The 25,045-nt window shown below is 60.3% G+C and carries 19 protein-coding genes, 2 tRNA genes and 3 pseudogenes; 16 read left to right on the forward strand and 8 right to left on the reverse strand.

Features of this window, described 5'->3' with window-relative positions:
* Positions 1-71 (reverse strand): annotated as a pseudogene (locus B7L72_RS19145) (helix-turn-helix domain-containing protein); the annotation flags it as partial.
* Between the two features lie 287 nt (positions 72-358).
* On the opposite strand from B7L72_RS19145, the gene gltX reads away from it, so the two are divergent.
* The 3 genes from gltX (at position 359) to B7L72_RS16640 (ending at position 2,166) form a co-directional block, all read left to right on the forward strand.
* Complete coding sequence (gene gltX / locus B7L72_RS16630) at positions 359-1,837, forward strand: glutamate--tRNA ligase (protein WP_081195577.1); 1,479 nt, start codon at positions 359-361, stop codon at positions 1,835-1,837.
* A 130-nt stretch (positions 1,838-1,967) separates the two neighbouring features.
* Positions 1,968-2,043, forward strand: a tRNA-Ala gene (locus B7L72_RS16635).
* 47 nt (positions 2,044-2,090) lie between these two features.
* A tRNA-Glu gene (locus tag B7L72_RS16640) sits at positions 2,091-2,166 on the forward strand.
* Positions 2,167-2,543: 377 nt separating this feature from the next.
* Here B7L72_RS16640 and B7L72_RS16645 read toward each other — a convergent pair.
* Positions 2,544-3,425, reverse strand: coding sequence for an NAD(P)-dependent oxidoreductase (locus B7L72_RS16645; RefSeq protein WP_081195578.1), 882 nt, complete (start codon positions 3,423-3,425; stop codon positions 2,544-2,546).
* Positions 3,426-3,538: 113 nt separating this feature from the next.
* Positions 3,539-4,825 (reverse strand): citrate synthase, encoded by a 1,287-nt coding sequence (gene gltA / locus B7L72_RS16650; RefSeq protein ID WP_081195579.1) that lies wholly within the window; start codon positions 4,823-4,825, stop codon positions 3,539-3,541.
* 486 nt (positions 4,826-5,311) lie between these two features.
* Here gltA and sdhC point away from each other — a divergent pair, with 486 nt between their 5' ends.
* The 9 genes from sdhC (at position 5,312) to sucD (ending at position 17,055) form a co-directional block, all read left to right on the forward strand.
* On the forward strand, positions 5,312-5,689 hold the full coding sequence (sdhC, locus tag B7L72_RS16655) for a succinate dehydrogenase, cytochrome b556 subunit (RefSeq protein ID WP_170919473.1): 378 nt from the start codon (positions 5,312-5,314) through the stop codon (positions 5,687-5,689).
* Positions 5,683-6,030 (forward strand): succinate dehydrogenase, hydrophobic membrane anchor protein, encoded by a 348-nt coding sequence (gene sdhD / locus B7L72_RS16660; RefSeq protein WP_016914532.1) that lies wholly within the window; start codon positions 5,683-5,685, stop codon positions 6,028-6,030. Before sdhC ends, sdhD begins: the two co-directional genes overlap by 7 nt.
* Positions 6,031-6,033: 3 nt before the next feature.
* The gene (gene sdhA, locus B7L72_RS16665) at positions 6,034-7,806 is read left to right on the forward strand and encodes a succinate dehydrogenase flavoprotein subunit (protein WP_081195580.1); all 1,773 of its coding nucleotides are present in this window, start codon (positions 6,034-6,036) and stop codon (positions 7,804-7,806) included.
* 27 nt (positions 7,807-7,833) lie between these two features.
* Entirely contained in the window at positions 7,834-8,544 is a 711-nt protein-coding gene (locus B7L72_RS16670; protein ID WP_016914530.1) for a succinate dehydrogenase iron-sulfur subunit, read from the forward strand.
* A gap of 333 nt (positions 8,545-8,877) precedes the next feature.
* Complete coding sequence (locus B7L72_RS16675) at positions 8,878-11,712, forward strand: 2-oxoglutarate dehydrogenase E1 component (protein WP_081195735.1); 2,835 nt, start codon at positions 8,878-8,880, stop codon at positions 11,710-11,712.
* A 38-nt stretch (positions 11,713-11,750) separates the two neighbouring features.
* Positions 11,751-13,301, forward strand: a complete 1,551-nt coding sequence (odhB, locus tag B7L72_RS16680) for a 2-oxoglutarate dehydrogenase complex dihydrolipoyllysine-residue succinyltransferase (protein ID WP_081195581.1) — start codon at positions 11,751-11,753, stop codon at positions 13,299-13,301.
* A gap of 113 nt (positions 13,302-13,414) precedes the next feature.
* A complete protein-coding gene (gene lpdA, locus B7L72_RS16685) occupies positions 13,415-14,854 on the forward strand; it encodes a dihydrolipoyl dehydrogenase (protein ID WP_039176345.1) in 1,440 nt (479 codons plus the stop codon).
* Positions 14,855-15,016: 162 nt separating this feature from the next.
* Positions 15,017-16,183: an ADP-forming succinate--CoA ligase subunit beta gene (gene sucC, locus B7L72_RS16690; RefSeq protein ID WP_016914526.1), complete on the forward strand. Its 1,167-nt coding sequence runs from the start codon at positions 15,017-15,019 to the stop codon at positions 16,181-16,183.
* Positions 16,183-17,055: a succinate--CoA ligase subunit alpha gene (sucD, locus tag B7L72_RS16695; protein ID WP_016914525.1), complete on the forward strand. Its 873-nt coding sequence runs from the start codon at positions 16,183-16,185 to the stop codon at positions 17,053-17,055. The genes sucC and sucD overlap by 1 nt, the downstream gene beginning before the upstream one ends.
* A gap of 103 nt (positions 17,056-17,158) precedes the next feature.
* Here the strand turns inward: sucD and B7L72_RS16700 are convergent, their stop codons facing one another.
* Positions 17,159-19,099: an exoribonuclease II gene (locus B7L72_RS16700; protein WP_081195736.1), complete on the reverse strand. Its 1,941-nt coding sequence runs from the start codon at positions 19,097-19,099 to the stop codon at positions 17,159-17,161.
* Positions 19,100-19,270: 171 nt separating this feature from the next.
* Here B7L72_RS16700 and B7L72_RS16705 point away from each other — a divergent pair, with 171 nt between their 5' ends.
* Together B7L72_RS16705 and B7L72_RS19150 are read left to right on the forward strand one after the other, a co-directional pair.
* Positions 19,271-20,074, forward strand: a complete 804-nt coding sequence (locus B7L72_RS16705) for a Cof-type HAD-IIB family hydrolase (RefSeq protein WP_081195582.1) — start codon at positions 19,271-19,273, stop codon at positions 20,072-20,074.
* Positions 20,075-20,262: 188 nt separating this feature from the next.
* Positions 20,263-20,415, forward strand: a pseudogene (locus B7L72_RS19150) (ATP-binding protein); the annotation flags it as partial.
* A 71-nt stretch (positions 20,416-20,486) separates the two neighbouring features.
* Here the strand turns inward: B7L72_RS19150 and B7L72_RS16715 are convergent.
* From B7L72_RS16715 to B7L72_RS16730, 4 genes are read right to left on the reverse strand one after another with little or no spacing between them, the layout of a single operon-like run.
* Positions 20,487-21,527: a YcjF family protein gene (locus tag B7L72_RS16715; RefSeq protein WP_081195583.1), complete on the reverse strand. Its 1,041-nt coding sequence runs from the start codon at positions 21,525-21,527 to the stop codon at positions 20,487-20,489.
* Entirely contained in the window at positions 21,524-22,912 is a 1,389-nt protein-coding gene (locus tag B7L72_RS16720; protein WP_081195584.1) for a YcjX family protein, read from the reverse strand. The genes B7L72_RS16715 and B7L72_RS16720 overlap by 4 nt, the downstream gene beginning before the upstream one ends.
* Positions 22,913-22,958: 46 nt before the next feature.
* Positions 22,959-23,150, reverse strand: a complete 192-nt coding sequence (locus B7L72_RS16725) for a hypothetical protein (protein ID WP_016914514.1) — start codon at positions 23,148-23,150, stop codon at positions 22,959-22,961.
* Positions 23,151-23,210: 60 nt separating this feature from the next.
* Positions 23,211-24,080: a D-hexose-6-phosphate mutarotase gene (locus B7L72_RS16730; protein ID WP_081195585.1), complete on the reverse strand. Its 870-nt coding sequence runs from the start codon at positions 24,078-24,080 to the stop codon at positions 23,211-23,213.
* Between the two features lie 129 nt (positions 24,081-24,209).
* On the opposite strand from B7L72_RS16730, the gene B7L72_RS16735 reads away from it, so the two are divergent.
* Positions 24,210-24,452, forward strand: a complete 243-nt coding sequence (locus B7L72_RS16735; RefSeq protein ID WP_009098790.1) for a GlsB/YeaQ/YmgE family stress response membrane protein — start codon at positions 24,210-24,212, stop codon at positions 24,450-24,452.
* A 172-nt stretch (positions 24,453-24,624) separates the two neighbouring features.
* Positions 24,625-25,045: pseudogene (locus tag B7L72_RS16740) on the forward strand (hypothetical protein); the annotation flags it as partial.

Consider the following 25,045-nt stretch of genomic DNA (forward strand, 5'->3'; position numbering starts at 1 on the left):
ACTGCTAGGGCAGCTTTGTTGAGCTTGGCCCTAAGCCTCAATTGCTTGATACGTGAGCCTAGCGATTCCATTTCATCTTCCTATCGATGAGCTAAATCAGCTCGTTAAGTGTACTTCCACCTATTCGGTGGCGCTCAGAACACGCTGTAAACGATGAGAATCGTTCGCATACATGAACACGAATCATGGGTACTACACCATACTAAGCGATTGTGCTTTAACGCGCATCTTTCACACCGTGGACATTGAGCTTGGGTTATGACGCTTTTGAGGTAAACTCGTTCCCCTGCGGGTGCTGTTGGATATAGCTGGGGCGCGTATAATGTGGAGATGCATTTACCGCCACAAGGATAGATTGATGACCGTACGTACTCGTATTGCGCCTTCCCCCACTGGGGACCCGCACGTAGGCACGGCCTACATTGCGCTGTTCAACCTCTGCTTTGCCCGTCAGCACGGTGGTCAGTTCATCTTGCGCATTGAAGATACCGATCGGGTGCGTTCTACCCCTGAATCAGAACAGATGATTCTCGACTCGTTACGGTGGCTGGGGCTCGAATGGGACGAAGGCCCTGATGTAGGCGGCCCGCATGGCCCTTACCGTCAAAGCGAGCGCGGCGATATCTATGCACAGTATGCACAGCAGTTGCTGGACGCCGGGCATGCCTTCAAGTGCTACCGCACCAGTGAAGAGCTGGACGAGCTGCGTGAATCCCGCAAGGAAGCAGGCCTGCATCTGGCCCTGAAGCCTGCAGACCTGGCGCTGGACGCCGCCGAGCAGGCGCGTCGTGAACAGGAAGGCTGGCCGTATGTCATCCGCATGAACGTGCCCAGTGAAGGCGTCTGTGTGGTCAGCGACATGCTGCGCGGCAGAATCGAGGTGGAGTGGGCGCAGGTGGACGCGCAAATCCTGATGAAGTCCGATGGCATGCCCACCTATCACCTGGCCAACGTGGTCGATGACCATTTGATGGGCATCACCCATGTGCTGCGTGGCGAAGAGTGGATCAACTCGGCACCCAAGCACCAGCTGCTCTACGACTACTTCGGTTGGGAAATGCCCCAGCTCTGCCACATGCCGCTGCTGCGTAACCCGGACAAGTCGAAGCTCTCCAAGCGCAAGAACCCGACTTCGATCAACTATTATCGTCGCATGGGTTTTCTGCCCCAGGCCGTCACCAACTATCTGGGGCGGATGGGGTGGTCGATGCCGGATGAGCGCGAAAAATTCAGCCTGAGCGAAATGATGGCTGAGTTCGACATTCAGCGGGTATCGCTGGGTGGGCCGGTATTCGATCTGGAGAAGCTGACCTGGCTCAACGGCGTTTATATTCGTGAAGACCTGGATGACGATGCGTTGCTGCTGGCGCTGCGCGAGTGGGCGTTCAACGATGCCTATGTCAAGCAGATCCTGCCCCAGGTTCGCCCGCGGGTCGAGACGCTCTCGCAGGTGATTCCGCTGGCGGGCCATTTCTTCTCTGGGCTGCCCCCGTTGGAAAAGCAGGATTTCGACGCTATCAAGCTGGAAGACGAAGAGCTGGTGAAGCTGCTGCAATTCCTGGTATGGCGCTTCGAAGCCGTCAATGCCTGGCACAAGGAAGCGCTGCTGACGGAAGTCAAACACCTGGCGGAACACTTCGAGCTCAAGATGAAGGCGTTTCTGGCGCCGGTGTTCATTGCCATTACGGGCAGTGCTTCCAGCACGTCCGTCATGGACGCCATGGCGATTCTCGGGTCGGACGTGACGCGGGCTCGCTTGCGCCACGCCATCGAGGTATTGGGTGGCGTATCGAAAAAGCAGGCGAAACGCTTCGAAAAAGAGTTCCGCGACCTGTAAATACTCGACCTGTACAGAGGGGCAGGGAGCGTCAGATGAGCGGCGAGCGAGATATTTGACGCTTCTTGCGAAAACAGGGTTGACGAAGGCGAGCGTAATCAGTAATATACGCTCCGTCTTCACGACACGTGGGGCCTTAGCTCAGCTGGGAGAGCGCAACACTGGCAGTGTTGAGGTCAGCGGTTCGATCCCGCTAGGCTCCACCATCATTAGCCCATGCTAACGATGTACCATGATGTAAAAAGGTAGATACGTCCCATTCGTCTAGTGGTCCAGGACACCGCCCTTTCACGGCGGGAACAGGGGTTCGAACCCCCTATGGGACGCCACCTTCTTCTGGTTTTTTGTATTTTCCCCCTTCAAAAAGTCTCGATAGCAACCCAATGTCGCGTTGCCTTTTCGGCTGCTTCCTGTTTGGCGTTTTAGCCAATTTATCGCTTTTTTTGTCAATATTGTGCTTGACTTGTCCACTTTTGCTCGTCTGGGTAAAGGGTTGTGCACAGCCTCGTGAATATGACATAAAAAATCAGCGTCTTAGCTTAATCTCTTTTAAATCAATGGCTTATGAGAGGTTAAAAAATGACCAATTTAAGGCTGGGTCACTGTTCATGGCGATTACGGGACGTTTTGTAGTGGTTGTGAACAGGGTTATCCACAGATAGTGTGGAAAACCCTGATCCGGCTGTCAGCGCCAAAATGTCAAGCGCTATTCGCCTTTGCGGAGACGCTTTAACAGCGAAGAGGTGTCCCATCGGCCACCCTGCATGCGCTGCACGTCGGCATAGAACTGATCCACCAGTGCGGTGACGGGTAGCGTGGCGTCCAGTCTGCGCGCTTGCTCCAGGCAGATACCCAGATCCTTGCGCATCCAGTCGACGGCAAAGCCGTGCTGATACTCATCGGCGATCATGGTCTTGTGGCGGTTTTCCATCTGCCAGGATCCTGCGGCACCTTTCGAAATCACCTCGATCACTTGATGCTGATCCAGACCGGACTGTTCGGCAAAGTGCAGGCCTTCCGCCAGCCCTTGTACCAGGCCGGCGATGCAGATCTGGTTGACCATCTTGGTGAGCTGGCCGCTGCTTGCAGGGCCCATGAGCGTGACGGCGCGGGCATAGTGGTCAAGCACGGGGGCGACGGCATCGAAAGGGATCTGTTCACCGCCGCACATGATGGTCAGCGCGCCGTTTTCAGCGCCCTGCTGGCCGCCGGATACCGGGGCATCGATAAAGTGAAGGCTCTGCTGGCGACAGGCGGCATCCAGCTCCAGTGCCAGGTCGGCTGAGGCCGTGGTGTGGTCCACCAGATAGCTGCCGGGGGCCATGGCCTGCAGCACGCCGTGTTCGCCGGTGGTGACCTGACGCACGTCGTCGTCATTGCCTACGCACACCAGCACCAGGTCGGCGCCCTGGGCCGCTTCGGCGGGCGTGGCGTGGGCCGTGCCGCCGAACTGATCGGCCCATGCCTGGGCTTTGGCGGCCGTGCGGTTATAAACGCGGGTGGTCAGGCCCTGCCTGGCCAGGTGTCCTGCCATGGGATAGCCCATGACGCCCAAGCCGATAAAGGCAACGGTAGTGATAGAAGACATAAAGCACCTTTGTTGTTGATGCAGGAGTGGTGTCATGAAGGGGTAGGCTGCACGCAAAAGGCCACCCGTGGGTGGCCTTTGTGTCGTTCAGTCATCGCCGTACAAGCCGCCGATTACTTCTTGGGGTAGTCACGCTGGTCATGACCAATGTAAAGCTGGCGCGGACGACCGATTTTGTAGCTTTCGCTGAGCATTTCGTGCCAGTGGGAGATCCAGCCAATGGTGCGAGATACCGCGAAAATCACGGTAAACATGTTGGTCGGAATGCCCATGGCCTTGAGGATGATGCCGGAGTAGAAGTCGACGTTCGGGTACAGCTTGCGCTCGATGAAGTATTCGTCTTCGAGAGCGATCTGCTCCAGGCGCTTGGCGATCTTCAGCTGCGGGTCATCTGCCAGGCCCAGCTCGGCCAGTACTTCGTCGCAGGTCTCTTTCATGACCTTGGCGCGCGGGTCGAAGTTGCGGTAAACGCGGTGACCGAAGCCCATCAGCTTGAACGGGTCGTTCTTGTCTTTTGCCTTGTCCACGAAGCGCTGAATGTTCTCTTCGGAATCGTCGCCGATTTCGTCGAGCATGTTCAGCACGGCTTCGTTGGCGCCGCCGTGTGCCGGTCCCCAGAGTGCCGCGATGCCCGCACTGATACAGGCAAACGGGTTGGCGCCGGTAGAGCCTGCCAGGCGTACGGTGGAGGTGGAGGCGTTCTGCTCGTGGTCCGCATGCAGCATGAAGATGCGGTCCATGGCTTTGGCGTACACCGGATTGATCTTGTACTCCTCGCAAGGGTTGCTGAACATCATGTAGAGGAAGTTCTCTGCATAGCTCAGGTCGTTGCGCGGGTAGTTGAAGGGTTGGCCAACGTTGTACTTGTGCGACATGGCGGCCAGGGTAGGCATTTTGGCAATCAGGCGAATCGCGCTGATGATGCGGTCTTCTTCCTGAGTGATGTCCATGTGGTCATGGTAGAACGCTGCCAGGCCACCGACCACGCCGCACAGAATCGACATCGGGTGTGCATCGCGACGGAAGCCCTTGAAGAAGTTGTTGATCTGGTCGTGCACCATGGTGTGATTGCGAATGCGCGATTCGAAATCGGTGTACTGCTCTTTTGTGGGCAGTTCACCAAACAGCAGGGTGTAGCACACTTCGACGAAGTTGGATTCTTTTGCCAGCTGGTCGATGGGGTAGCCGCGGTGCAGCAGTACGCCCTTGCCGCCATCGATGTAGGTGATTGCGGACTGGCAGGAAGAGGTGGCCATGAAGCCGGGGTCGTAGGTAAACAGGCCTTCGGCGCCCAGGCCGCGTACGTCGATGACGTCGGGGCCAAGTGTGCCGGAATACATGGGTAGTTCGATCGTCTTGTCGAGACCGTCTACCGTCAATGTCGCTTTCCTGTCAGCCATGATGGCCTCCTTTCGAGTTCGGTTTGGGACGTAAAGTCGTTGTTTCGCATGCCGCGCCGGCGAAAAGGCTTGCCCACTATAGAAGTGTGCGACATTTTGTCAATTAGCCGTAATGCTAGACATGCTTATACAGGATGTGTTGTTTTGGATAATAATTGTATATGATTAACTGGGATCTATAGTACCGAAGTGACAGAGGGTTGACGATACGTTAACAGGCTTATCAAACCGTCCATCTAATGTCACTATAACCATGCTGCATCGCAAAATCGACTCAGACCATTGGCTATTTTCTTGCACCATGGTCGAGTTAAGTCTGAGATCGGTTTGTCAGCAGGGGCTAAGGTTCTTATAATCCACGGCGCGCGACCGGCAGGTAGGTGGTCGTGCCCGACTTGGCAACGGCCGAGCCCCTTCCAGCAACCACCGCCCGCTCGGGTTATGCCCGACCGTCGCTGAGCGGGCCAAGAGAGTGTGTATAACGCCGTGAATAGCAAACGACCCGTAAACCTAGACCTGACTACGATACATTTCCCACTGCCAGCGCTGACGTCGATTACGCACCGTATTACCGGCGTGATCCTGTTCGTTGGGCTGATCTTCGCTTTCTGGGCGCTGGGTAAATCCCTGTCATCTCCGGCTGGCTTTGACGCTGTCAGCAATGCCCTGGCGAATAACGTCCTCGCCAAGTTTGTGGCCTGGGGGCTGCTGTCTGCCCTGGCATTCCACTTTGTGGCAGGCATCAAGCACCTGCTCATGGATGCCAACATTGGCGTGACCCTGGAGGGTGGTGTGAAAAAAGCACAGGCTACGGTCGTAGTCAGTGCGGTTCTGATTATTCTGGCAGGAGTTTGGGTATGGTAACCAACATCACGAGTTTTGGCCGTAGCGGTCTGTCCGATTGGCTGATGCAGCGGGTATCCGCCGTCATTCTGGCCCTTTACACGGTCTTCATCGTCGCTTACCTGCTGTTTAATCCGAACCTGGATTACTACACCTGGAGTGGGCTGTTCGAGCAAACCTGGATGCGTATCTTCTCGCTGCTGGCCTTCATTTCCATTGCAGCGCACGCCTGGATCGGTTTGTGGACAGTCACTACCGATTACCTCAAGTCCACTCGCCTGCGCGTGGGTGCCCAGACGCTGATCATTCTGGCCATCTTCGTATACCTGGTGTGGGGCATCCAAATTTTGTGGGGAGCTTGATCTATGTCTAACCTTCGTAGCCTGACGTTTGACGCCATCATCGTGGGTGGCGGTGGCTCTGGCCTGCGTGCCGCTCTTGAACTGGCCAAGTCCGGTAAAAAGACAGCGGTACTGTCCAAAGTGTTCCCGACACGCTCCCACACGGTTTCTGCTCAGGGCGGTATCACCTGTGCGATTGCCTCCGCCGACCCGAACGACGACTGGCGCTGGCACATGTATGACACCGTCAAGGGCGGCGACTATATCGCTGACCAGGACGCTGCCGAGTACATGTGTTCGGAGGGCCCCAAGGCCGTCTTCGAACTCGAGCACATGGGCCTGCCATTCTCGCGTTTCGACAATGGCCGCATCTATCAGCGTCCGTTCGGTGGTCAGTCCAAGAACTTTGGTGAAGGTGGTCAGGCAGCACGTACCTGCGCCGCCGCCGACCGTACCGGTCACGCGCTGCTGCACACCCTGTACCAGAACAACCTGAAGAACAACACCACGTTCCTGAACGAGTGGTACGCGGTGGATCTGGTCAAGAACGCCAACGGTGACGTGGTGGGCTGTATCGCCATGTGCATCGAAACCGGCGAAGTGGTGCACGTCAAGTCGAAAGCCACCGTGCTGGCGACCGGCGGTGCCGGACGCATCTACGCGTCGACCACCAACGCCCTGATCAACACGGGTGACGGCATCGGCATGGCGCTGCGCGCTGGTTTCCCGATGCAGGACATGGAAATGTGGCAGTTCCACCCGACCGGTATCTACGGTGCGGGCACGCTGGTCACCGAAGGTTGCCGTGGTGAAGGTGGCTACCTGGTCAACAAGGATGGCGAGCGTTTCATGGAGCGCTATGCGCCCAACGCCAAAGACCTGGCGGGCCGTGACGTCGTGGCGCGCTCCATGGTCATGGAAATCCTCGAAGGCCGCGGCTGTGGCGAGAAGGGCGACCACGTGTTCCTGAAGCTGGATCACCTGGGCGAAGAAGTACTTGGCAAGCGTCTGCCCGGCATCGTCGAGCTCTCCAAGACCTTCGCTCACGTCGATCCGGCCAAGGACCCGATCCCGGTCGTGCCGACCTGCCACTACATGATGGGCGGTATCCCGACCAACATTCATGGTCAGGCGATCACCCAGGACGAGAGCGGCAACGACAAGATCGTCAACGGTCTGTTCGCGTGTGGCGAAGCTGCCTGTGTATCGGTACACGGTGCCAACCGTCTGGGCGGCAACTCGCTGCTGGATCTGGTGGTCTTCGGTCGCGCCGCGGGCATGTTCATCGAAGGCGCGCTGAACGAAGGTATCGAATACCTGGATGCCTCCGAGTCGGACATCGAAGCCGCCATGAAGCGCATCACTCGCTGGAACGAATCTGAAGGCGGTGAAAGCATTCCTGAGCTCAAGGCCGAGCTGCAAAGCATCATGCAGAACTCTTTCGGTGTATTCCGTGAAGAGAAAAACATGCAGGAAGGTGTCAAACAGCTGGCGGAACTGCGTGGCCGCATCGACAATGCGCACCTGCCGGACAAGTCCAACGCCTTCAACACTGCCCGTGTCGAAGCGCTGGAGCTGGACAACCTGATGGAAGTGGCAGAAGCAACGGCGATTGCTGCCCTTGAGCGTAAAGAGAGCCGTGGTGCCCACTCGCGCTACGACTACCCCGACCGTGACGATGTCAACTGGCTGAAACACTCGCTCTACTTCCCGGCTAGCAAAGAGCTGAAGCAGCGCGACGTCAACTTCAAGCCGAAAACAGTCGATACGTTCGAGCCGAAGGTTCGCACCTACTAATCTCCGCACCGACGAGAGGGAGACACCATGTCAAATCTTCAGGTATCCGTGTATCGCTACAACCCGGAAACCGACTCCGCGCCCTACATGCAGGAGTTCCAGGTCGATACCAAAGGTCGCGATCTGATGGTGCTGGATGTACTGCACCTGATGAAAGAGCAGGACAGTGGCCTGGCCTATCGCCGCAGCTGCCGTGAAGGCGTGTGCGGCTCCGATGGCATGAACATGAACGGCAAGAACGGCCTGGCGTGCATCACGCCGCTGTCGGACGTCGTGAAAAACAACAAGCTGACTCTGCGTCCGTTGCCTGGCCTGCCGGTCATCCGCGACATGGTCGTGGACATGGGCTTGTTCTACAAGCAGTACGAGCGCATCCAGCCGTATCTGCAAAACGACACGCCAGCGCCCGCCATCGAGCGTCTGCAGTCGCCAGAAGAGCGCGACAAGCTGGACGGCCTGTACGAGTGTATCCTGTGCGCCTGCTGCTCCACGTCCTGCCCGTCGTTCTGGTGGAACCCGGACAAGTTCGTGGGCCCGGCGGGTCTGCTGCAGTCATACCGCTTCCTGGCCGACAGTCGCGATACCGCCACCCGTGAGCGTCTGACCAGCCTGGAAGATCCGTTCTCGGTGTTCCGTTGCCGCGGCATCATGAACTGCGTGGCGGTGTGCCCGAAAGGTCTGAATCCGACCCGTGCAATTGGTAAAATTCGTGAAATGTTGCTCGCAGATGCGACGTAACTCATTCATCCTGTGAAAAAAAAGCGACTACCACGTAAGTTGCATCACAAAGCTACTTAAATCGTGGCGCTTCGCTTGTTATCATAGGGGCTGTCATGGTGCGGCGACGCGCCGCACCATGGATCAGCCAAGTTTAAAAGCCGGTGCGACGAGTACCGGCTTTTGAGCATGAACTGGTAATGAAACGCGTCATCATACGTGTTTGAACAAGGGCTACCGGCCTCAGGTCGGCGCCGCCGGCAAACGTCCCGCCCCGCCGGCAGGGCAATAGCGATGTCGTTGCACGCATGCAGCGATGCCGATACCACCCCATCAGTGCAGGGTGACCGAGAGATGCAACAAGGCATAATGGAGTTGATGTGGCGTTCCTCTCACGTTAGTGGTGGCAATGTCCACTACGTGGAAGCGCTTTACGAGCAGTACCTCGCCGATCCTGATTCTGTCTCAGACGAGTGGCGCAGCTATTTCGATCAGTTGCCGCGTGCTGAAGGCAGTGCCTCCCACGATGTTCCACTAAGCCCCATTCGTGATCAGTTCTACCAGCTTGGCCGTGAAAGTCGCCCAGGCCGGGTAGTCGCCGCGTCCGACAGCGGTGAAAACAAAAAGCAGGTCAAAGTCCTGCAGCTGATCAACGCGTATCGCTTCCGTGGCCATCAAAAGGCCAATATCGACCCGCTTGGTCTGCGTAATCCCACCCCCGTCCCCGACCTCGACCTGTCATTCCATCAGCTGTCCAAAGCTGATCTTGATACCGAGTTCCAGACAGGTTCTTTCTTCCTGGGTGTTGATAAAGCACCGTTGCGCGAGATCGTCGACGCGCTGGAGCAGACGTACTGCCGCTCCATCGGCTGCGAAATCATGCACATCGTGGATACCGAAGAGAAGCGCTGGCTGCAGCGTCGTTTCGAATCGGTACGCAGCGCGCCCAAGTTCAGCGATGACGTGCGTAAGCACGTACTGGAACGCCTGACGGCTGCGGAAGGTCTGGAAAATTACCTGGCCTCCAAGTACCCGGGTACCAAGCGCTTCGGCCTGGAAGGTGGCGAGTCGTTCGTACCGATGATGGACGAACTGATTCAGCGCGGCGGCGGCTACGGCATCAAGGAGATGGTGATCGGCATGGCCCACCGCGGCCGCCTCAACCTGCTGGTCAACATCCTCGGCAAGAACCCCGGCGACCTGATCGACGAGTTCGATGGCAAGAAGGTCATCGAGCGCGGCTCCGGCGACGTCAAGTACCACCAGGGCTTCAGCTCCAATGTGATGAGCCCGGGAGGCGAGGTGCACCTGGCGCTGGCCTTCAACCCCTCCCACCTGGAGATCGTCTCCCCGGTGGTCGAGGGCTCGGTGCGCGCCCGCCAGGATCGCCGCGACGACAGGGACGGCACCAAGGTGCTGCCGATCAGCATCCACGGCGACGCCGCCTTCGCCGGCCAGGGCGTGGTCATGGAGACATTCCAGATGTCCCAGACCCGCGCCTACAAGACCGGCGGCACGGTGCACATCGTGATCAACAACCAGGTGGGCTTCACTACCTCCCACCCGCAGGATGCGCGCTCCACCGAGTACTGCACCGACATCGCCAAGATGGTCCAGGCGCCGATCTTCCACGTCAACGGGGACGACCCGGACGCGGTGCTGCACGCGACCCAGGTGGCGATCGACTTCCGTCAGCAGTTCAAGAAGGACGTGGTGATCGACCTGGTCTGCTACCGTCGTCGCGGCCACAACGAGGCCGACGAGCCATCAGGCACCCAGCCGCTGATGTACGCCAAGATCAAGGACCACCCCTCCTCACGCACGCTGTATGCACAGCGTCTGATCGAGCAGGGCGTGCTGTCCGAAGACGACGCCAAAGCCATGGTGGAGGCCTACCGCGATGATCTCGTGGCAGGCAATCACGTGGCCAACGCGCTGGTTCAGGAACCCAACAAGTCGCTGTTCGTCGACTGGGCTCCCTACCTGGGCCATGAGTGGACCGGCAATGCCGACACCACCTTCGACATGAAACGCCTGCAACAGCTGGCAGCGAAGATGTGTGAGATCCCTGACGGTATCGAAGTACAGCGTCAGGTGGCCAAGATCTATGAAGACCGCCGCAAGATGCAGGCGGGCGGCATGGGGCTCAACTGGGGCTTCGCCGAAACGCTGGCCTATGCCACGCTGCTGGATCAAGGCCACCCGGTCCGGATTACCGGTCAGGACGTTGGCCGTGGCACGTTCTCGCATCGTCATGCGGTGGTGCACAACCAGAAAGACGCGACGACCTACGTGCCGCTGCAGAACATGGCAGATGGTCAGCCCCGTTTCACCATCCACGACTCCTTCCTGTCGGAAGAAGCCGTGCTGGCGTTCGAGTATGGCTACTCCACCACGGCTCCCAACGATCTGGTGATCTGGGAAGCGCAGTTCGGTGACTTCGTCAACGGTGCCCAGGTCGTGGTCGACCAGTTCATTTCCTCTGGTGAGACCAAGTGGGGACGCCTGTGTGGCTTGACCATGCTGCTGCCCCATGGCTACGAAGGCCAGGGCCCCGAACACTCTTCGGCACGCCTTGAGCGCTTCTTGCAGCTGTGCGCCGAGCACAACATGCAAGTGTGCGTACCGACGACGCCTGCCCAGATTTTCCATCTGCTGCGCCGTCAGGTGATTCGCCCGCTGCGCAAGCCGCTGGTGGTCATGTCGCCCAAGTCGCTGCTGCGCCACAAGGAAGCCGTGTCCAGTCTCGAAGATCTGGCCCATGGCAAGTTCCACATGGTGCTGCCCGACCAGGGCAACCCGGATGTCGAGAAGGTCACTCGTGTGATCATGTGCGCTGGCAAGGTCTACTATGATCTGGCCAACTGGCGTGCTGAGAGCGAGCGTGACGATACGGTCATCCTTCGTCTTGAGCAGCTCTACCCCTTCCCGAAAGAAGAGCTTCTGGAAGTGCTCCAGGCATATGCCAATGTGGAAGATATCGTCTGGTGTCAGGAAGAGCCGCTGAATCAGGGCGCCTGGTACTCCAGTCAGCACCACATGCGTGCCGTGGCCGACCTGTTGAAAGACGGCCTGGGTCGTGAGTTGAAATTCGCAGGGCGTCCTGCCTCGGCTGCTCCGGCAGCGGGCTACATGTCCGTCCACATTGAACAGCAGCGCCAGCTGGTGGAAGACGCTTTTAATATTTAAGCGTCCGCCAGGCTTAGAGAACATATAAGGGAAACGACATGGCTACTGATATCAAAGCGCCAACCTTTCCGGAATCCGTTGCCGAAGGCACCGTGGCCGCGTGGCACAAGAAGCCGGGTGACAGCGTCGAACGCGACGAGCTGATCGTTGAAATCGAGACCGATAAAGTGGTGCTTGAAGTCGTCGCACCGGAAGCGGGAACCCTGACCGACGTGATGGCCGAAGAAGGCGATACCGTCGAGTCCGAGCAAGTATTGGGCAAGATTGGTGAAGGCAGCGCCTCGGGCGACAGCGGTAAGAAAGAAGAAAAATCTTCTGACAACGCCGAGAAGGCCGAGTCCAAGGAAGCCGCTAAGCCAGCCGCCGGTGGCAAGCAGCACGACGTGAAGGCGCCCAGCTTCCCTGAGTCCATTCAGGAAGGCACCGTGGCGACCTGGCACAAGAAAGTAGGCGAAGCGGTCAAGCGTGACGAAGTGCTGGCCGACATCGAAACCGACAAGGTCGTGCTGGAAGTCGTGGCGCCTGCCGATGGTGCCCTGGCGGAAATCAAGGCAGAAGAAGGCAGCCAGGTTGAGTCCGAAGCGATTCTGGCAACCTTCGTAGAAGGCGGTGGCAGTGACCAGGCCAGCGCTTCTTCTTCCAGCAGCGCTTCCAACGACGCTGACGATGAAGGCGCCGATGAGAAGGTGGGTGACAAAGTGCTGGCACCGGCTGCTCGCAAGATGGTTGCCGAGCACGATCTGGACGTTTCCAGGATCGAAGGTACCGGCAAAGGCGGTCGCATTCTGAAAGAAGACGTTCAGAAAGCCGTCAAGGATGGTTCGGCCAGGAAAGCTGCCAAGTCCTCTGCGCCGGCCAAGGCTGCGGCGGCTCCGGCGGTGGCGGGTGAGCGCGAAGAGAAGCGCGTACCGATGACCCGTCTGCGCCAGACCATCGCCAAGCGCCTGGTTCAGGCACAGCAGACCGCGGCGATGCTGACCACGTACAACGAAGTGGACATGACGGAAATCATGGCCCTGCGTGCCCAGTACAAGGACACTTTCCAGAAGACCCACGATGTCAAGCTGGGCTTCATGGGCTTCTTTGTAAAAGCCGCTTCCGAAGCGCTCAAGCGCTTCCCGGACGTCAATGCCTCCATCGACGGCACCGACATCGTCTACCACGGTTATCAGGATATCGGTGTTGCCGTCTCCACCGACCGTGGCCTGGTGGTACCGGTACTGCGTGATACCGACAGCATGAAGATCGCAGACGTCGAGCGCAGCATCGTCGACTTCGGCAAGCGTGGCCGTGACGGCAAGCTGGGCATGGACGACATGATCGGCGGTACCTTCACCATCACCAACGGTGGCACCTTCGGTTCACTGATGTCGACGCCGATCATCAACCCGCCGCAGACCGCTATCCTGGGCATGCACAAGATTCAGGATCGCCCCATGGCGGTGAATGGCAAGGTCGAGATTCGCCCGATGATGTATCTGGCGCTCTCCTACGACCACCGCATGATCGACGGTAAAGATGCGGTAAGATTCCTGGTGACTATCAAAGAGCTGCTGGAAGACCCGGCTCGCTTGCTGCTGGACGTATAACGAAGCGCGTTGATCCGCCTTCGCTGTTGATGAAACGTTCTCTGCAATCGCACTTTGCCTCCTGCCCGGTTTAGATCAACTCGGGAGGGGGCAGCCAAGCTAAAGGAGCCAACATGGCTGACAAGTTTGATGTGATCGTTATCGGTGCTGGCCCTGGTGGCTACGTAGCGGCTATCCGCGCTGCGCAGCTGGGCCTGAAAACCGCCTGTGTTGAAAAATGGATTGGCAAGGAAGGCAAGGTCGTCCACGGCGGCACCTGTTTGAACGTAGGCTGTATCCCGTCCAAAGCGTTGCTTGAAGCGTCGCACAAGTTCGTCGAAGCCAAGCACGATTTCGACGACATGGGTATCGAAGCCGGTGACGTCACCATGGACGTCAAGAAAATGATGGCCCGCAAGGACAAGATTGTTAAGAACTTGACCGGCGGCATCTCTGGCCTGTTCAAGGCCAACGGCGTGACCGCCATCGAAGGTACCGGCAAGGTCGTATCTGGCAAGCAGGTCGAAGTCACCGATCTGGACGGCAACACCACCGCCTACGACGCCGACAGCATCGTCATCGCGGCAGGCTCCGTGCCGGTGGAAATTCCGCCCACGCCGCTGACCGAAGGCCTGATCGTCGACTCTACCGGCGCACTGGAATTCCAGGAAACGCCCAAGCGCCTTGGCGTGATCGGCGCTGGCGTCATCGGCCTGGAGCTGGGCAGCGTCTGGAACCGTCTGGGTTCTGAAGTCACCGTGCTGGAAGCGATGGACTCCTTCCTGCCGATGGTCGACACCACGATTGCCAAAGAGACTCAGAAACTGCTCAAGAAGCAGGGCCTGGATATCAAACTGGGCGCCCGTGTGACCGGCTCCGAGACCAACGGTGAAGAAGTCATCGTCAAGTACACCGATGCTGACGGCGAGCAGGAAATCACCTTCGACAAGCTGATCGTATGTGTCGGCCGTCGTCCTTACACCAAAGGCGTTGTGGCCGATGGCGTGGGCGTCGAGCTGGACGAGCGTGGCTTCATCTTCGTGGACGACCAGTGCCGTACCAACGTGCCGGGCGTTTACGCGATTGGCGACTGTGTACGCGGCCCGATGCTGGCCCACAAGGCCTCTGAAGAGGGCATCATGGTGGCGGACATCATCGCCGGTCACAAGGCCGAGATGAACTACGACACCATCCCCAGCGTCATCTATACCTTCCCGGAAGTGGCCTGGGTCGGCATGACCGAGCAGGACGCCAAGGCCAAGGGTATCGAAGTCAAGACCGGTAGCTTCCCCTTCGCAGCCAGCGGCCGTGCCATGGCCAACAACGCCACCGAAGGCAGCGCCAAGATCATTGCCGATGCGGAAACCGACCGCATTCTCGGTATGCACATCGTGGGTCAGCACGCCGGTGAGATGATCGCCCAAGGCGTGATCGCCATGGAATTCGGCTCCAGCGCCGAAGACCTGGCATTGACCTGCTACGCGCACCCGACCATGTCGGAAGCCGTACACGAAGCTGCTCTGGCGGTAGAAGGTCATGCCATTCACATGGCCAACCGCAAGAAGCGCAAGTAATTCGCTAAGCAACAACCAAGCGCCACCGTCAGGTGGCGCACCACTTTCATGGCGGCGTGGCAACTCGCCGTCATGAAAGTACGGGGATGACCAGCACCTGCAAGATGTTCTTCAGGGCGACTGATCATCGTTCGAGTCACATGCAACCAATGGCATGAATCGATGAACCTTCACGAGTATCAAGGTAAACAGCTGTTTGCCGATTATGGTCTGCCAGTGTCCAAAGGCTTTGCCGTGGACACTCCCGAAGAAGCAGTAGAAGCGTGCAAAAAGATCGGCGGCGACATGTGGGTCGTCAAAGCCCAGGTTCACGCTGGCGGCCGCGGTAAAGCGGGCGGCGTCAAGCTGATCAAGGACCCGGCAGAAGCCAAAACCTTCGCCGAGCAGTGGCTGGGCAAGAACCTGGTCACTTACCAGACTGACGAAAAAGGTCAGCCGGTTGCCAAGATTCTGGTAGAGACCTGCACCAACATCGCCGACGAGCTGTACCTGGGCGCGGTCGTTGACCGTACCACTCGTCGCGTCGTGTTCATGGCCTCCACCGAAGGCGGTGTCGAGATCGAAACCGTCGCCGAAGAGACGCCGGAAAAGATCCTCAAGGCCGAAATCGATCCGCTGGTCGGCGCACAGCCCTACCAGGCGCGTGAGCTGGCGTTCGCGCTGGGTCTGGAAGGCGATCAGGTGAAGCAGTTCACCAAGATCTTCCTGGGTCTCTCCAAGCTGTTCCACGACAAGGATCTGGCGCTGCTCGAGATCAACCCGCTGGTGATCACCGACGAAGGCAACCTGCACTGCCTGGACGCCAAACTGGGCCTCGACAGCAACGCCCTGTACCGTCACCCGGACCTGCAGGCGATGCGCGATCCTTCCCAGGAAGATCAGCGTGAAGCCGACGCCGCGAAGTGGGAACTGAACTACGTGGCCCTCGACGGTAACATCGGTTGCATGGTCAACGGCGCTGGCCTGGCCATGGGCACCATGGACATCGTCAACCTGAGCGGCGGTAAGCCGGCCAACTTCCTGGACGTTGGTGGCGGCGCGACCAAAGAGCGCGTAGCCGAAGCGTTCAAGATCATCCTGTCTGACGACAACGTCAAAGCCGTTCTGGTGAACATCTTCGGCGGTATCGTTCGTTGCGACATGATTGCCGAAGGCATCATCGGTGCCGTTGAGCAAGTCGGCGTCAACGTGCCGGTCGTCGTTCGCCTGGAAGGTAACAACGCTGAGTTGGGCGCTGAGAAGCTGGCGTCCAGCGGTCTGAACATCATCGCTGCTACCAGTCTGACCGACGCGGCTCAGCAGGTTGTCAAAGCAGCGGAGGGCAAGTAATGAGTATCCTGATCGATAAGAACACCAAGGTCATCTGCCAAGGGTTCACCGGTGGCCAGGGCACGTTCCACTCCGAACAGGCGATTGCCTATGGCACGCAAATGGTCGGCGGTGTTACGCCGGGCAAAGGCGGCCAGACGCACCTGGGCCTGCCCGTGTTCAACACCGTGAAAGAAGCGGTCGAGAAAACCGGCGCAGAAGCCAGCGTGATCTACGTACCGGCAGCGTTCTGCAAAGACTCGATCCTTGAAGCGGCCAACGCTGGCATCAAGCTGATCGTGTGCATCACCGAAGGCATCGCGACCCTCGACATGCTCGAAGCGAAAGTAAAATGCGACGAGCTGGGCGTACGTCTGATCGGCCCGAACTGCCCCGGCGTGATCACCCCGGGCGAATGTAAAATCGGCATCATGCCGGGACACATTCACCAGCCGGGTAAAGTGGGCATCGTATCGCGTTCCGGTACCCTGACCTACGAAGCGGTCAAGCAGACCACTGACCACGGTTTCGGCCAGTCTACCTGTGTCGGCATCGGTGGTGACCCGATTCCGGGCTCCAACTTCATCGACATCCTGGAGATGTTCGAGAAGGACCCGAAAACCGAAGCGATCGTGATGATCGGTGAAATCGGCGGCACCGCTGAAGAAGAAGCCGCGGCCTACATCAAGGCCAACGTTTCCAAGCCGGTGGTTTCCTACATTGCCGGTGTGACAGCACCTCCCGGCAAGCGTATGGGCCACGCTGGCGCCATCATCTCTGGCGGTAAAGGTACTGCCGACGAGAAATTTGCTGCCCTGGAAGACGCCGGTGTCAAAACCGTACGCTCCTTGGCGCAAATTGGCGATGCACTGAAAGAAGTGACCGGCTGGTAAGCCGCGTACTTTTTCAGAGCGCTAAAAAAGGGCACCTTCGGGTGCCCTTTTGCATGGTGCTGCTCATGGCCTCGCCGACGCTTGCCGCGAGGCCATGCAGGGGTCAGACGGCGGGTTTCGCCACCAGCGAGCGGGTCTCTTCACGGGCTTCCGTGAGCGAGACACGCAGGCTGTCGCCCAGTTTGAAGCGCTCTTCGCCTTCGATCTGAATGCGGCCCTCTTTATCGTCGATCACCACCTTGTCGCGGTCACTGTGCATCAAGGGGGCTGGCACGAAGGCCGTGGCGCCGTTTTCGATCAGACGCACCCGCATGCCGCCACGATTGATGGCCATGATTTCGGCCTCGAAGGTATCCTGGTTCTGTGCTGCCGGGGTCAGGTAGCGAACGTAGAGCCAATCTTTCACGTCACGCTCGGCCATACGGTTCAGGCGGCGGCGTTCGGTGAGCTGCTCGGTGAGCTGCTGGCTGGCCTCTGCCGGGGCCTGTTCACCCTTGAGCACGCGCTTGATCAAGCGGTGGTTGACCATATCGCCATACTTGCGGATCGGCGAGGTCCACGTGGCGTAGGCGGGCAGCCCCAGGCCGAAATGTGGGCCAGGTTGGGCCGACATGCTGGTGAAGCCCTGGAAACGGCGCAGGCGGGCATCCAGCCAGGCGTCGTCACGGCTTTCCAGTGCGCGCTTGAGCTCTTTGTAGTGCGCCAGCTCGGTGAGCGCTTCCTGGGCCACCTCAATCTCCTGACTGGCGAGGAACTCCTGGGCCGCTTCGGCTTTTTCGGGCTCGAAGGCGCGGTGCACGTTGAAGATGCCGTGGCCGATATGGCTGGCCAGGAAGTCTGCACAGCAGGCGTTGGCCGCAATCATCGACTCTTCGATCATGCGGTTGGCGATGCGCCGGTCTTCGGTACGCACGCCCAGCACGTTGCCTGCTTCGTCCAGATCGAACACGTAATCCGGGCGGTCCTTGAACACCAGTGCGTGCTCGTTGCGCCAGGCGGTGCGGGCTTCCGTCAGGGCCTGCAGTGCTTTGAGCTGCTCGGCAATCTTCTCGGCCGGTGCCCAGTCGCCCTGGCCTTCGATCCAGTCAGAGACGCGCTCGTACACCAGCTTGGCGTGGGAGGTCACGTTGGCGGCAAAGAAGCGGTAGTCGCCCAGGCTGCCGTCGGCGTTGATGTCCAGCGTACACGCCAGGGCCGGGCGCTCCTGGCCTTCCCACAGCGAGCACAGGTCATCGGCCAGCTGCTCCGGCAGCATGGTGACGTTCTGGCCCGGCAGGTAAACCGTGAAGGCACGCACACGCGCTTCCAGGTCCGCCGCGTGCTCCTCATCCACATACGCCGTGGGGTCGGCAATGGCCACGCTCAGCTGCCAGCCGCCTTCCGGACGCGCCACCACGTGCAGGGCATCGTCCATATCGCGGGTCTTCTCACCATCGATGGTGAAGAAGGGGCGTTGCGTCAGGTCTTCCCGAGTCAGGCCCTCATCGCGCAGCGGCCAGTCGCTACCGGCATCCGGGCACTCCTGCTCCAGCGCGTGGCGCGCCAGGGTGACACGCCACGGCACGGCGGGGTTGTCGACCTTGGCGACCAGCTCGTCGATTTGGGCAAAGAAGCCGCGATCGTTCTCCTTGAGCGGGTGACGCACCAGACGCGCCACGACCCAGTCGCCGTCGCCAATGCTGTCTTCGTCCAGGCTGTTCTTGATGCGGGCTTTCAGCACATTGCGAATCGAGGGGTGATCGGGCACCACTGCCAGGCGGCCTTCGCGCTTTTGCACGCGGGCGATGAAGCGGTCCAGGCCCGCTTCGATCAGCTTCTCCGGCTCGACGGATTTTTTGTCGCCGTTCTCATGAATCACGGCTTCGACGCGGTCGCCGTGGAGCACCTGCTTCATGGCAGGCGGCGGCACGAAATAGGATTCGCCGCTGTCGGTTTCAAGAAACCCGAAGCCTTTTTCGGTGGCTTTGATCACCCCTTCGGCGCGGGGAGTGGTTTCACGGATCTGTTGCTTGAGCTGGGCAAGCAGGGAGTTATTTTGAAGCATGTGTTCGATCAGTTGGCGAGAGTAGGGTGCCACTATACGGATTCCCGTTGGCCGCGCCAATCGTTGCCCTTGGGTAAGTCACGCCCGCTCAGGCGGCTCAATGACTTACCCGCTTGCGGATGAATCGGTTAAGCTGAGGCTCACTTCATGCGCCACGCCCAAGGAGCCTGTATGACCCCACGCCTGATTGTTTCCGACCTGGACGGTACGCTGCTGGGTAGCGACCACCGGTTACACGACAGCACGGTAGACGTACTGCGCGCCCTGGTGCAAAAGGGTCACCATGTAGCGCTGGCCTCTGGCCGTCATTACCACGACATGCGGGTGTTTCGTGAGGAACTGGCCATTCCGGCCCATTTGATCAGCACCAACGGTGCTTACACCCACGCCCCGGATGACCGCTTGATCAGCGCGTCTCACCTGGCACCTGAACATGCACACACCTTGATTCATCTGCCCCGGCCCCCGCAGGTGCGCCTGAGCCTGTATCGCGATGATGGCTGGCATGTCGATGCCGAAGCGCCGCACCTGCTGTCGCTGCACGCCTCCACCGGGTTCACCTATGACGTGGTGCCGCCCGAACAGATGGACCGCCACGGGGTGGGCAAGGTGCTCTATCTGGGTGACCCCCAAGCGCTGGCCGAACTGGAGGCCCAGGCCCACGCGGCACACGGTGAGGGGCTGCACATCACCTACTCCACGGTGGACTCACTGGAGATCATGGCGGGCGGGGTGAACAAGGGCGTTGCGCTGGCGGCGCTGCTGGAGTCATTGGGCCTCACCGCCGCCGACTGCCTCGCCTTTGGCGACAACCTCAACGACACCGAGATGCTGACCCTGGCCGGGGAGGCGCAGGTCATGGCCAACGCCCACCCGGCGCTGTTCGACCGTGTGCCCGATGCCCGGCGCATTGGCCATCACGGGGAAGCGGCGGTGGCCCACTGGTTGGCTGAGCGTTTCGGGCTGTCGGGTTAGCTCTGCCACCTTGGTCGAGGGCCGCTTGCGGTAGCGACAGCGCTCCACCATCATCTAGCCCCTAAAACGATAACAACCCAGGGGCGCTTTCCACGATGACAACCACGCCTGCGACCTTGATGGTGGTCGATGATGACCCGGAAATCCGCGAGCTGCTGGCGCGTATCAAGGCCGTGCTGCGTCGAAGCCGCACGGCACAGCTGGAGCAGCTCGATGAGCTCTCCAGCAACATGGCCTTCAGCATTGCGTCCACCATGCGCTTTTTTCGTTCGCTGCCGGTGGACTATTGCCATATCGTGCTCGACCAGCGGCGCATCCCCGTGGAGGACATTGGCAGCGGTTACCGCTGGCTCTCTTCAACCGCATGCAGCTGGCCTGAACCGCTGCCTGACGCGCTGTGACAGGCTTATTCCTACTCCTTGTGCCGCGTGGTGGCAGGGGCGGGCTCTTTGTCCAGCCGTTTGAGCTGTCGCCAGAGATCCTGACGCAGGTCGGCCAGCCGCGGCTGCTCTTCCGGGCTGAAAGCCACTGGCCGACACAGGCGCTGGGCGCGCAGCCCCAGACGGGCGCTCAGCAGCCCCGTGGCCAGCCCCTGGCCTGCACGTGCCGACAAGCGCCCTGCCAAATCCAGCGAGAGCATGTTGACGCTGGCATCGGTGGCCAGTTCGCTGGCTCCGGCAAAGGCCATGTTGTGCAACACATGGCGAAACAGCCTCAGTCGGCTGGCGTAGCCGAGCTCCAGCCCGTACAGGCGGCTGAGCCTGTCTACCATGGCCAGGCTGCGCCAGGCCACCAGGGCCATATCTACCAGCGTCAGCGGGCTGACCGCCACCATGATGGCGGTTTCACCCGACATGCGGGTAATCAAACGCTGGGCTTCCCGGTCTCGAGGGGCCAACAGGTGGTAGCGCAGCAGCGTATGGATCTCTTCTCCGCTATGGTGGGGCTGGCAGGCGCGCTGAAAGGCCAGCCAGTGAGGGTCGTCGTTGCCGAGCTTCAGCTGCTGGCGAAGCTGTTCGGCCATGGCCAACGCCTGTTTGCCGGAGCGCTGGGGCAGTTCGGCCAGGTTGGCCCGCAGCCGGTCATGGCGCTTGAGCCGCCCCAGACGGCCAATCTCCTTCAGCAGCGAGACACCGCCCAGGCCAATCAGGCTGATACCGAAGAGCTGCCAGGCCATGGTCAGCCACTGGGACTGCGCGAGCGCATCGGGGATGCCGGTGACCAGTTCCACGGTGCCCAGCGTGGCACCGCCTGCCAGCGCAAACATCAGCCCCCAGCGGCGCTTGCGGGGAGCGCCCAGGGTTTCTTCCGGCAGGGCTTTCAGCTCGGCCTGGGTGGCCAGCGGCTGGTGGGTGTCCGTGGTGGCAAAACGCTCGTGCTGACGCAGAGTCTCTGCGGCGGGCTCGGGGGGCGCTTCGCTATGAAAGTCGCGGCGGGGCTGAGGGTTGCTCATGACAGTTTATCTCCAATCAGCCAGTCGATCGCGGCGTCCATACGGATGTGGGGCAGCGCCTCGCCGTTGGCGGGCATCGGGCGGAAACTCGGGAAATCGAACCCCTGCTGCTGCCAGAAATCGGCCCTGGGCAAGCGGCTGGGCACGTCGCCTGGGTAGACCAGCACCTCTTCGCCTTCCAGGGTGGTGCCTTTGAGGGCCGGGCTGCGCTGGCCGTCGTGGAGCACTTCCCTGGCCTCGGTGGCGCGGATGGCGGCCAGCGACAGCGCTTTGACGGGAATGTCCGCGTAGCGCAGGTCCTTGAGCGGCTCCGCCAGCAGCGCTTCCAGCAGGGTCACCACATGGGGGTGCTGGTCGGGGGTGACATGGTCGGCTTTGGTGGCGGCAATCGCCAGCCGGTCGATTTTGGGCGCAAACAGCCGGGTCAACAGGCTGCGCTTGCCGTAATCGAAGCTCTGCATCAGCTGATGCAGCGCTTTGGAAAGGTCCTCGAAACGCTCCGGCCCCGCGTTGAGCGCGCCGAGCACATCCACCAGCACGATCTGTCGGTCAAAGCGCCGGAAGTGGTCGCGGTAGAAGGGCCGCACCACCTGCTGCTGATAGTAACGAAAGCGCGATGCCAGCGTGGCGTAGAGGCTCGTGGCCGGAAGCGCGTCGAGGCGCTCCTGGGGAGTCTCCAATCCAGGCAAGGGAAAGAACTGCAGCACCGGCGCGCCGTCCAGCTCGCCCGGCAGCAGGAAGCGGCCCGGCTGCAGGTCGGAAAAGCCCGCCTGCTTCGCGCGACGCAGCCCCAGCGCATAGGCCTCCGCCAGGCGTGCCAGGTGCGCTTCATCCGCCTCGGCGCTGGGGTCCAGCTGCTCGGCCTCGGCCAGCCACTCACTGAACAGCGCCCGGCGGTGCGGCCCCAGATGCTGGGTCTGCTGCTGGCTCCAGCTATAAAAGTCATGCTGCAGCAGGGGAAGATCGAGCAGCCACTCGCCGGGATAATCGAACAGGTCCAGGGTCAGGTGGGCGATCTCGGGGGTGAGCCAGCCCGGCCTTGCTGGGCGATAACGCAGCTGCAGGCGCAGCTCGCTGATGCCTCGGGTCGGCTCCGGCCAGCGCGGCGGGGTGTCGTTCAGCGCGCTCATGCCCGGGTCGTAGGGGAAGCGCGGCACGCCCAGGTCAGGCTGGCTCAGCCGCTGGGCGCCCAGCAGCCTGCCTTCCCGGGCCACGGGCAGCAAGTCAAGCTGTGCTTCCACGCCTGCGTGGCGTAGCTGATTGACCAGCGAGGTCAGAAAGGCCGTCTTGCCCGCCTGGGAAAGGCCGGTGACGGCCAGCCGCAGCTGGCGATCCCGGCTGCGTTCCAACAGGTTGCCTAGTTCACGACTCAACGGCTGGCGCATAACGACTCTCTCGCAGGCAGGGCATGGGAAGCAGGGCAGGGCGGCATCAGTAGCGTAGCATCAGCGTCAGCTGATAGAACATCGGCATCGTGGCAATCTGAAAGCCGATGACGGCAATCACATAGCCTGGCCACTTGCGCGACATTTTTTGTGCCAGCGTCAGCCCCACGATACACACCACCATACCCACAAGATTGAACGCGATGGTCGCGGCCTCAAGCATATCTTGAGGGTTCATAGTAGCTCCTTACTCGATGGCAGACAGGCCTACCTTACCAAGGGCTGGATGAATCCAGCATTAACCGCGACTTAATGTCGTACCCAGCAGGTGCTGGGCGCCGGGCACCAGCCATACGGGGTCCAGGCGCGTGTTGGCCGCCTCTACGCAGACGAAATGGCGGCCCGCCTCGGCGGGGGTGTCGCTGGGCAGGTCGCTGTCGGGATGCCATACCACCGTCGAGTCGCTGGACTGCTTGGCGATGCGCAGGGTGCGTACACCGTCGTTGAGCAGGACGGCTTCGTTGGTGTGGTAGATGCGGTCGACGGCGCCCCGGATGGCCAGCGTGCCTTGCTGCTGTGCTTCGCTGAAGTCGCGCAGCTTGTCCAGATAGCGGGCGCCGGAAAGCCCTTCCAGGCGGCACTGATGCACGTCATCGACAGCCAGGTAGGTATGCAGTGCGCCGCTGGTCTTGACCGGCGCCTCGCCAATGTTTTCGGTGATCAGCTCGACATTGAGGCGCTGGGCGTTGGCTTGAACCACCAGCCGAGCGGTCAGTTGGCTGTGCAGGGGCTGGGTGGGAGACAGATGCACCTCGATGCCTTCCGCATGATCGTCCACAGCGTCCAGGCGCCACTGGGCGTGGCGAGCCAAGCCGTGGAAGGGGCCGTTGCGCTCGGGGCTTTCGTCGGCATAACGCTCGTCGGCAAACCAGGGCCAGCACAGTGGGATGCCGCCACGAATCGCTCCCGGCATCGCCTGGGGCGTGGGCGTCACCCATAGCCAGGGCTGCTCGTTGCGCGGTTGAAAGTGCAGCACTTGGGCACCCTGCAGGCTGATCACCATACTGCCCCAGTCCATGTTGAACAGCGCGACGTCGCGCCCTTGCCAGGTAGCCGGTTGGTGGCCATCGACATCGGCAAGCAGCTGTGTGAGGGAGTCGGGAATCATGGGAAGTCCTTGTAAGAAGGCCTTGTGAGTAAAGGCAACAAATGGGCAGCACCCTGGCGCTGTGTGCTATGGTAGAACAACCATAAGCGAAAGTTAAAACCCCAGGCTAGGTAAAACCAAGGAGGATGTATGGGCTTTATTGCGTGGTTGATCATTGGTGGTTTGGCTGGCTGGATTGCTGGCAACATCATGCGCGGCGGCGGTTTTGGCGTGCTGGGCAATATCGGGGTAGGGATCATTGGCGCCTTGGTCGGGGGCTTCTTGTTCAGTCTTCTGGGCCTTCAGGCGGGCGGTTTCATTGGTTCGCTGGTGACGGCGACCGTGGGGGCCGTGGTGTTGTTGTGGGTCATCAGTAAAGTCAAAAGCGCTTAGCGCTTCTCTCGGTTGTTCCCTACGCTGCCCGGCCCTTGTGCCGGGCAGCGTTGTTTTGTGCGCGGGCTATCGGTCTTGGCGTTAGTTTCCGTTACACTATGGCGCTTTTGGCAGCCCTGCCTCCGCGCGGTATTGCTTTCATGGATCGCTTTCTGTTTCTTCGAGGTGTCTTTTGGCCGATGCACTAAATGCCTGGTGGGCTCAACAGCTGGTGCTGTGTGATTGGGCTTTCACACCGCACCCCTTGGCGGTAGATGCAGTGGCGGCCGAACAGCGCCTGCTGCAGCTGGGCATCACGGACCGTGGGACGTTGGCGGATCAGCTGTTTTTTGCACTGGGCGCGCCTGCCGGTCACGCAGACCGACTGCTGAGCGCCCTCGAGTGGGCCGCACTGGGTGGCGCCGCTGGCTGGCTGGCACCGGATCAGGCTCAGCGCTGGGCGCATCACGTGGCGCGGCGTATCACCACGGATTACAGCGACCTGCGCGGCTGGCTGGCCGACCTGCGCCGGGCCATGGGTGCCAGGGGCTGGGAAACCGGCGCCGATGACCGATTCATCGACGCCTGCCAGGCGCTGGCCGACCTTGAAAGCG

It is taken from the genome of Halomonas sp. BC1 (assembly GCF_002078135.1).
Lineage (GTDB): Bacteria > Pseudomonadota > Gammaproteobacteria > Pseudomonadales > Halomonadaceae > Vreelandella > Vreelandella stevensii.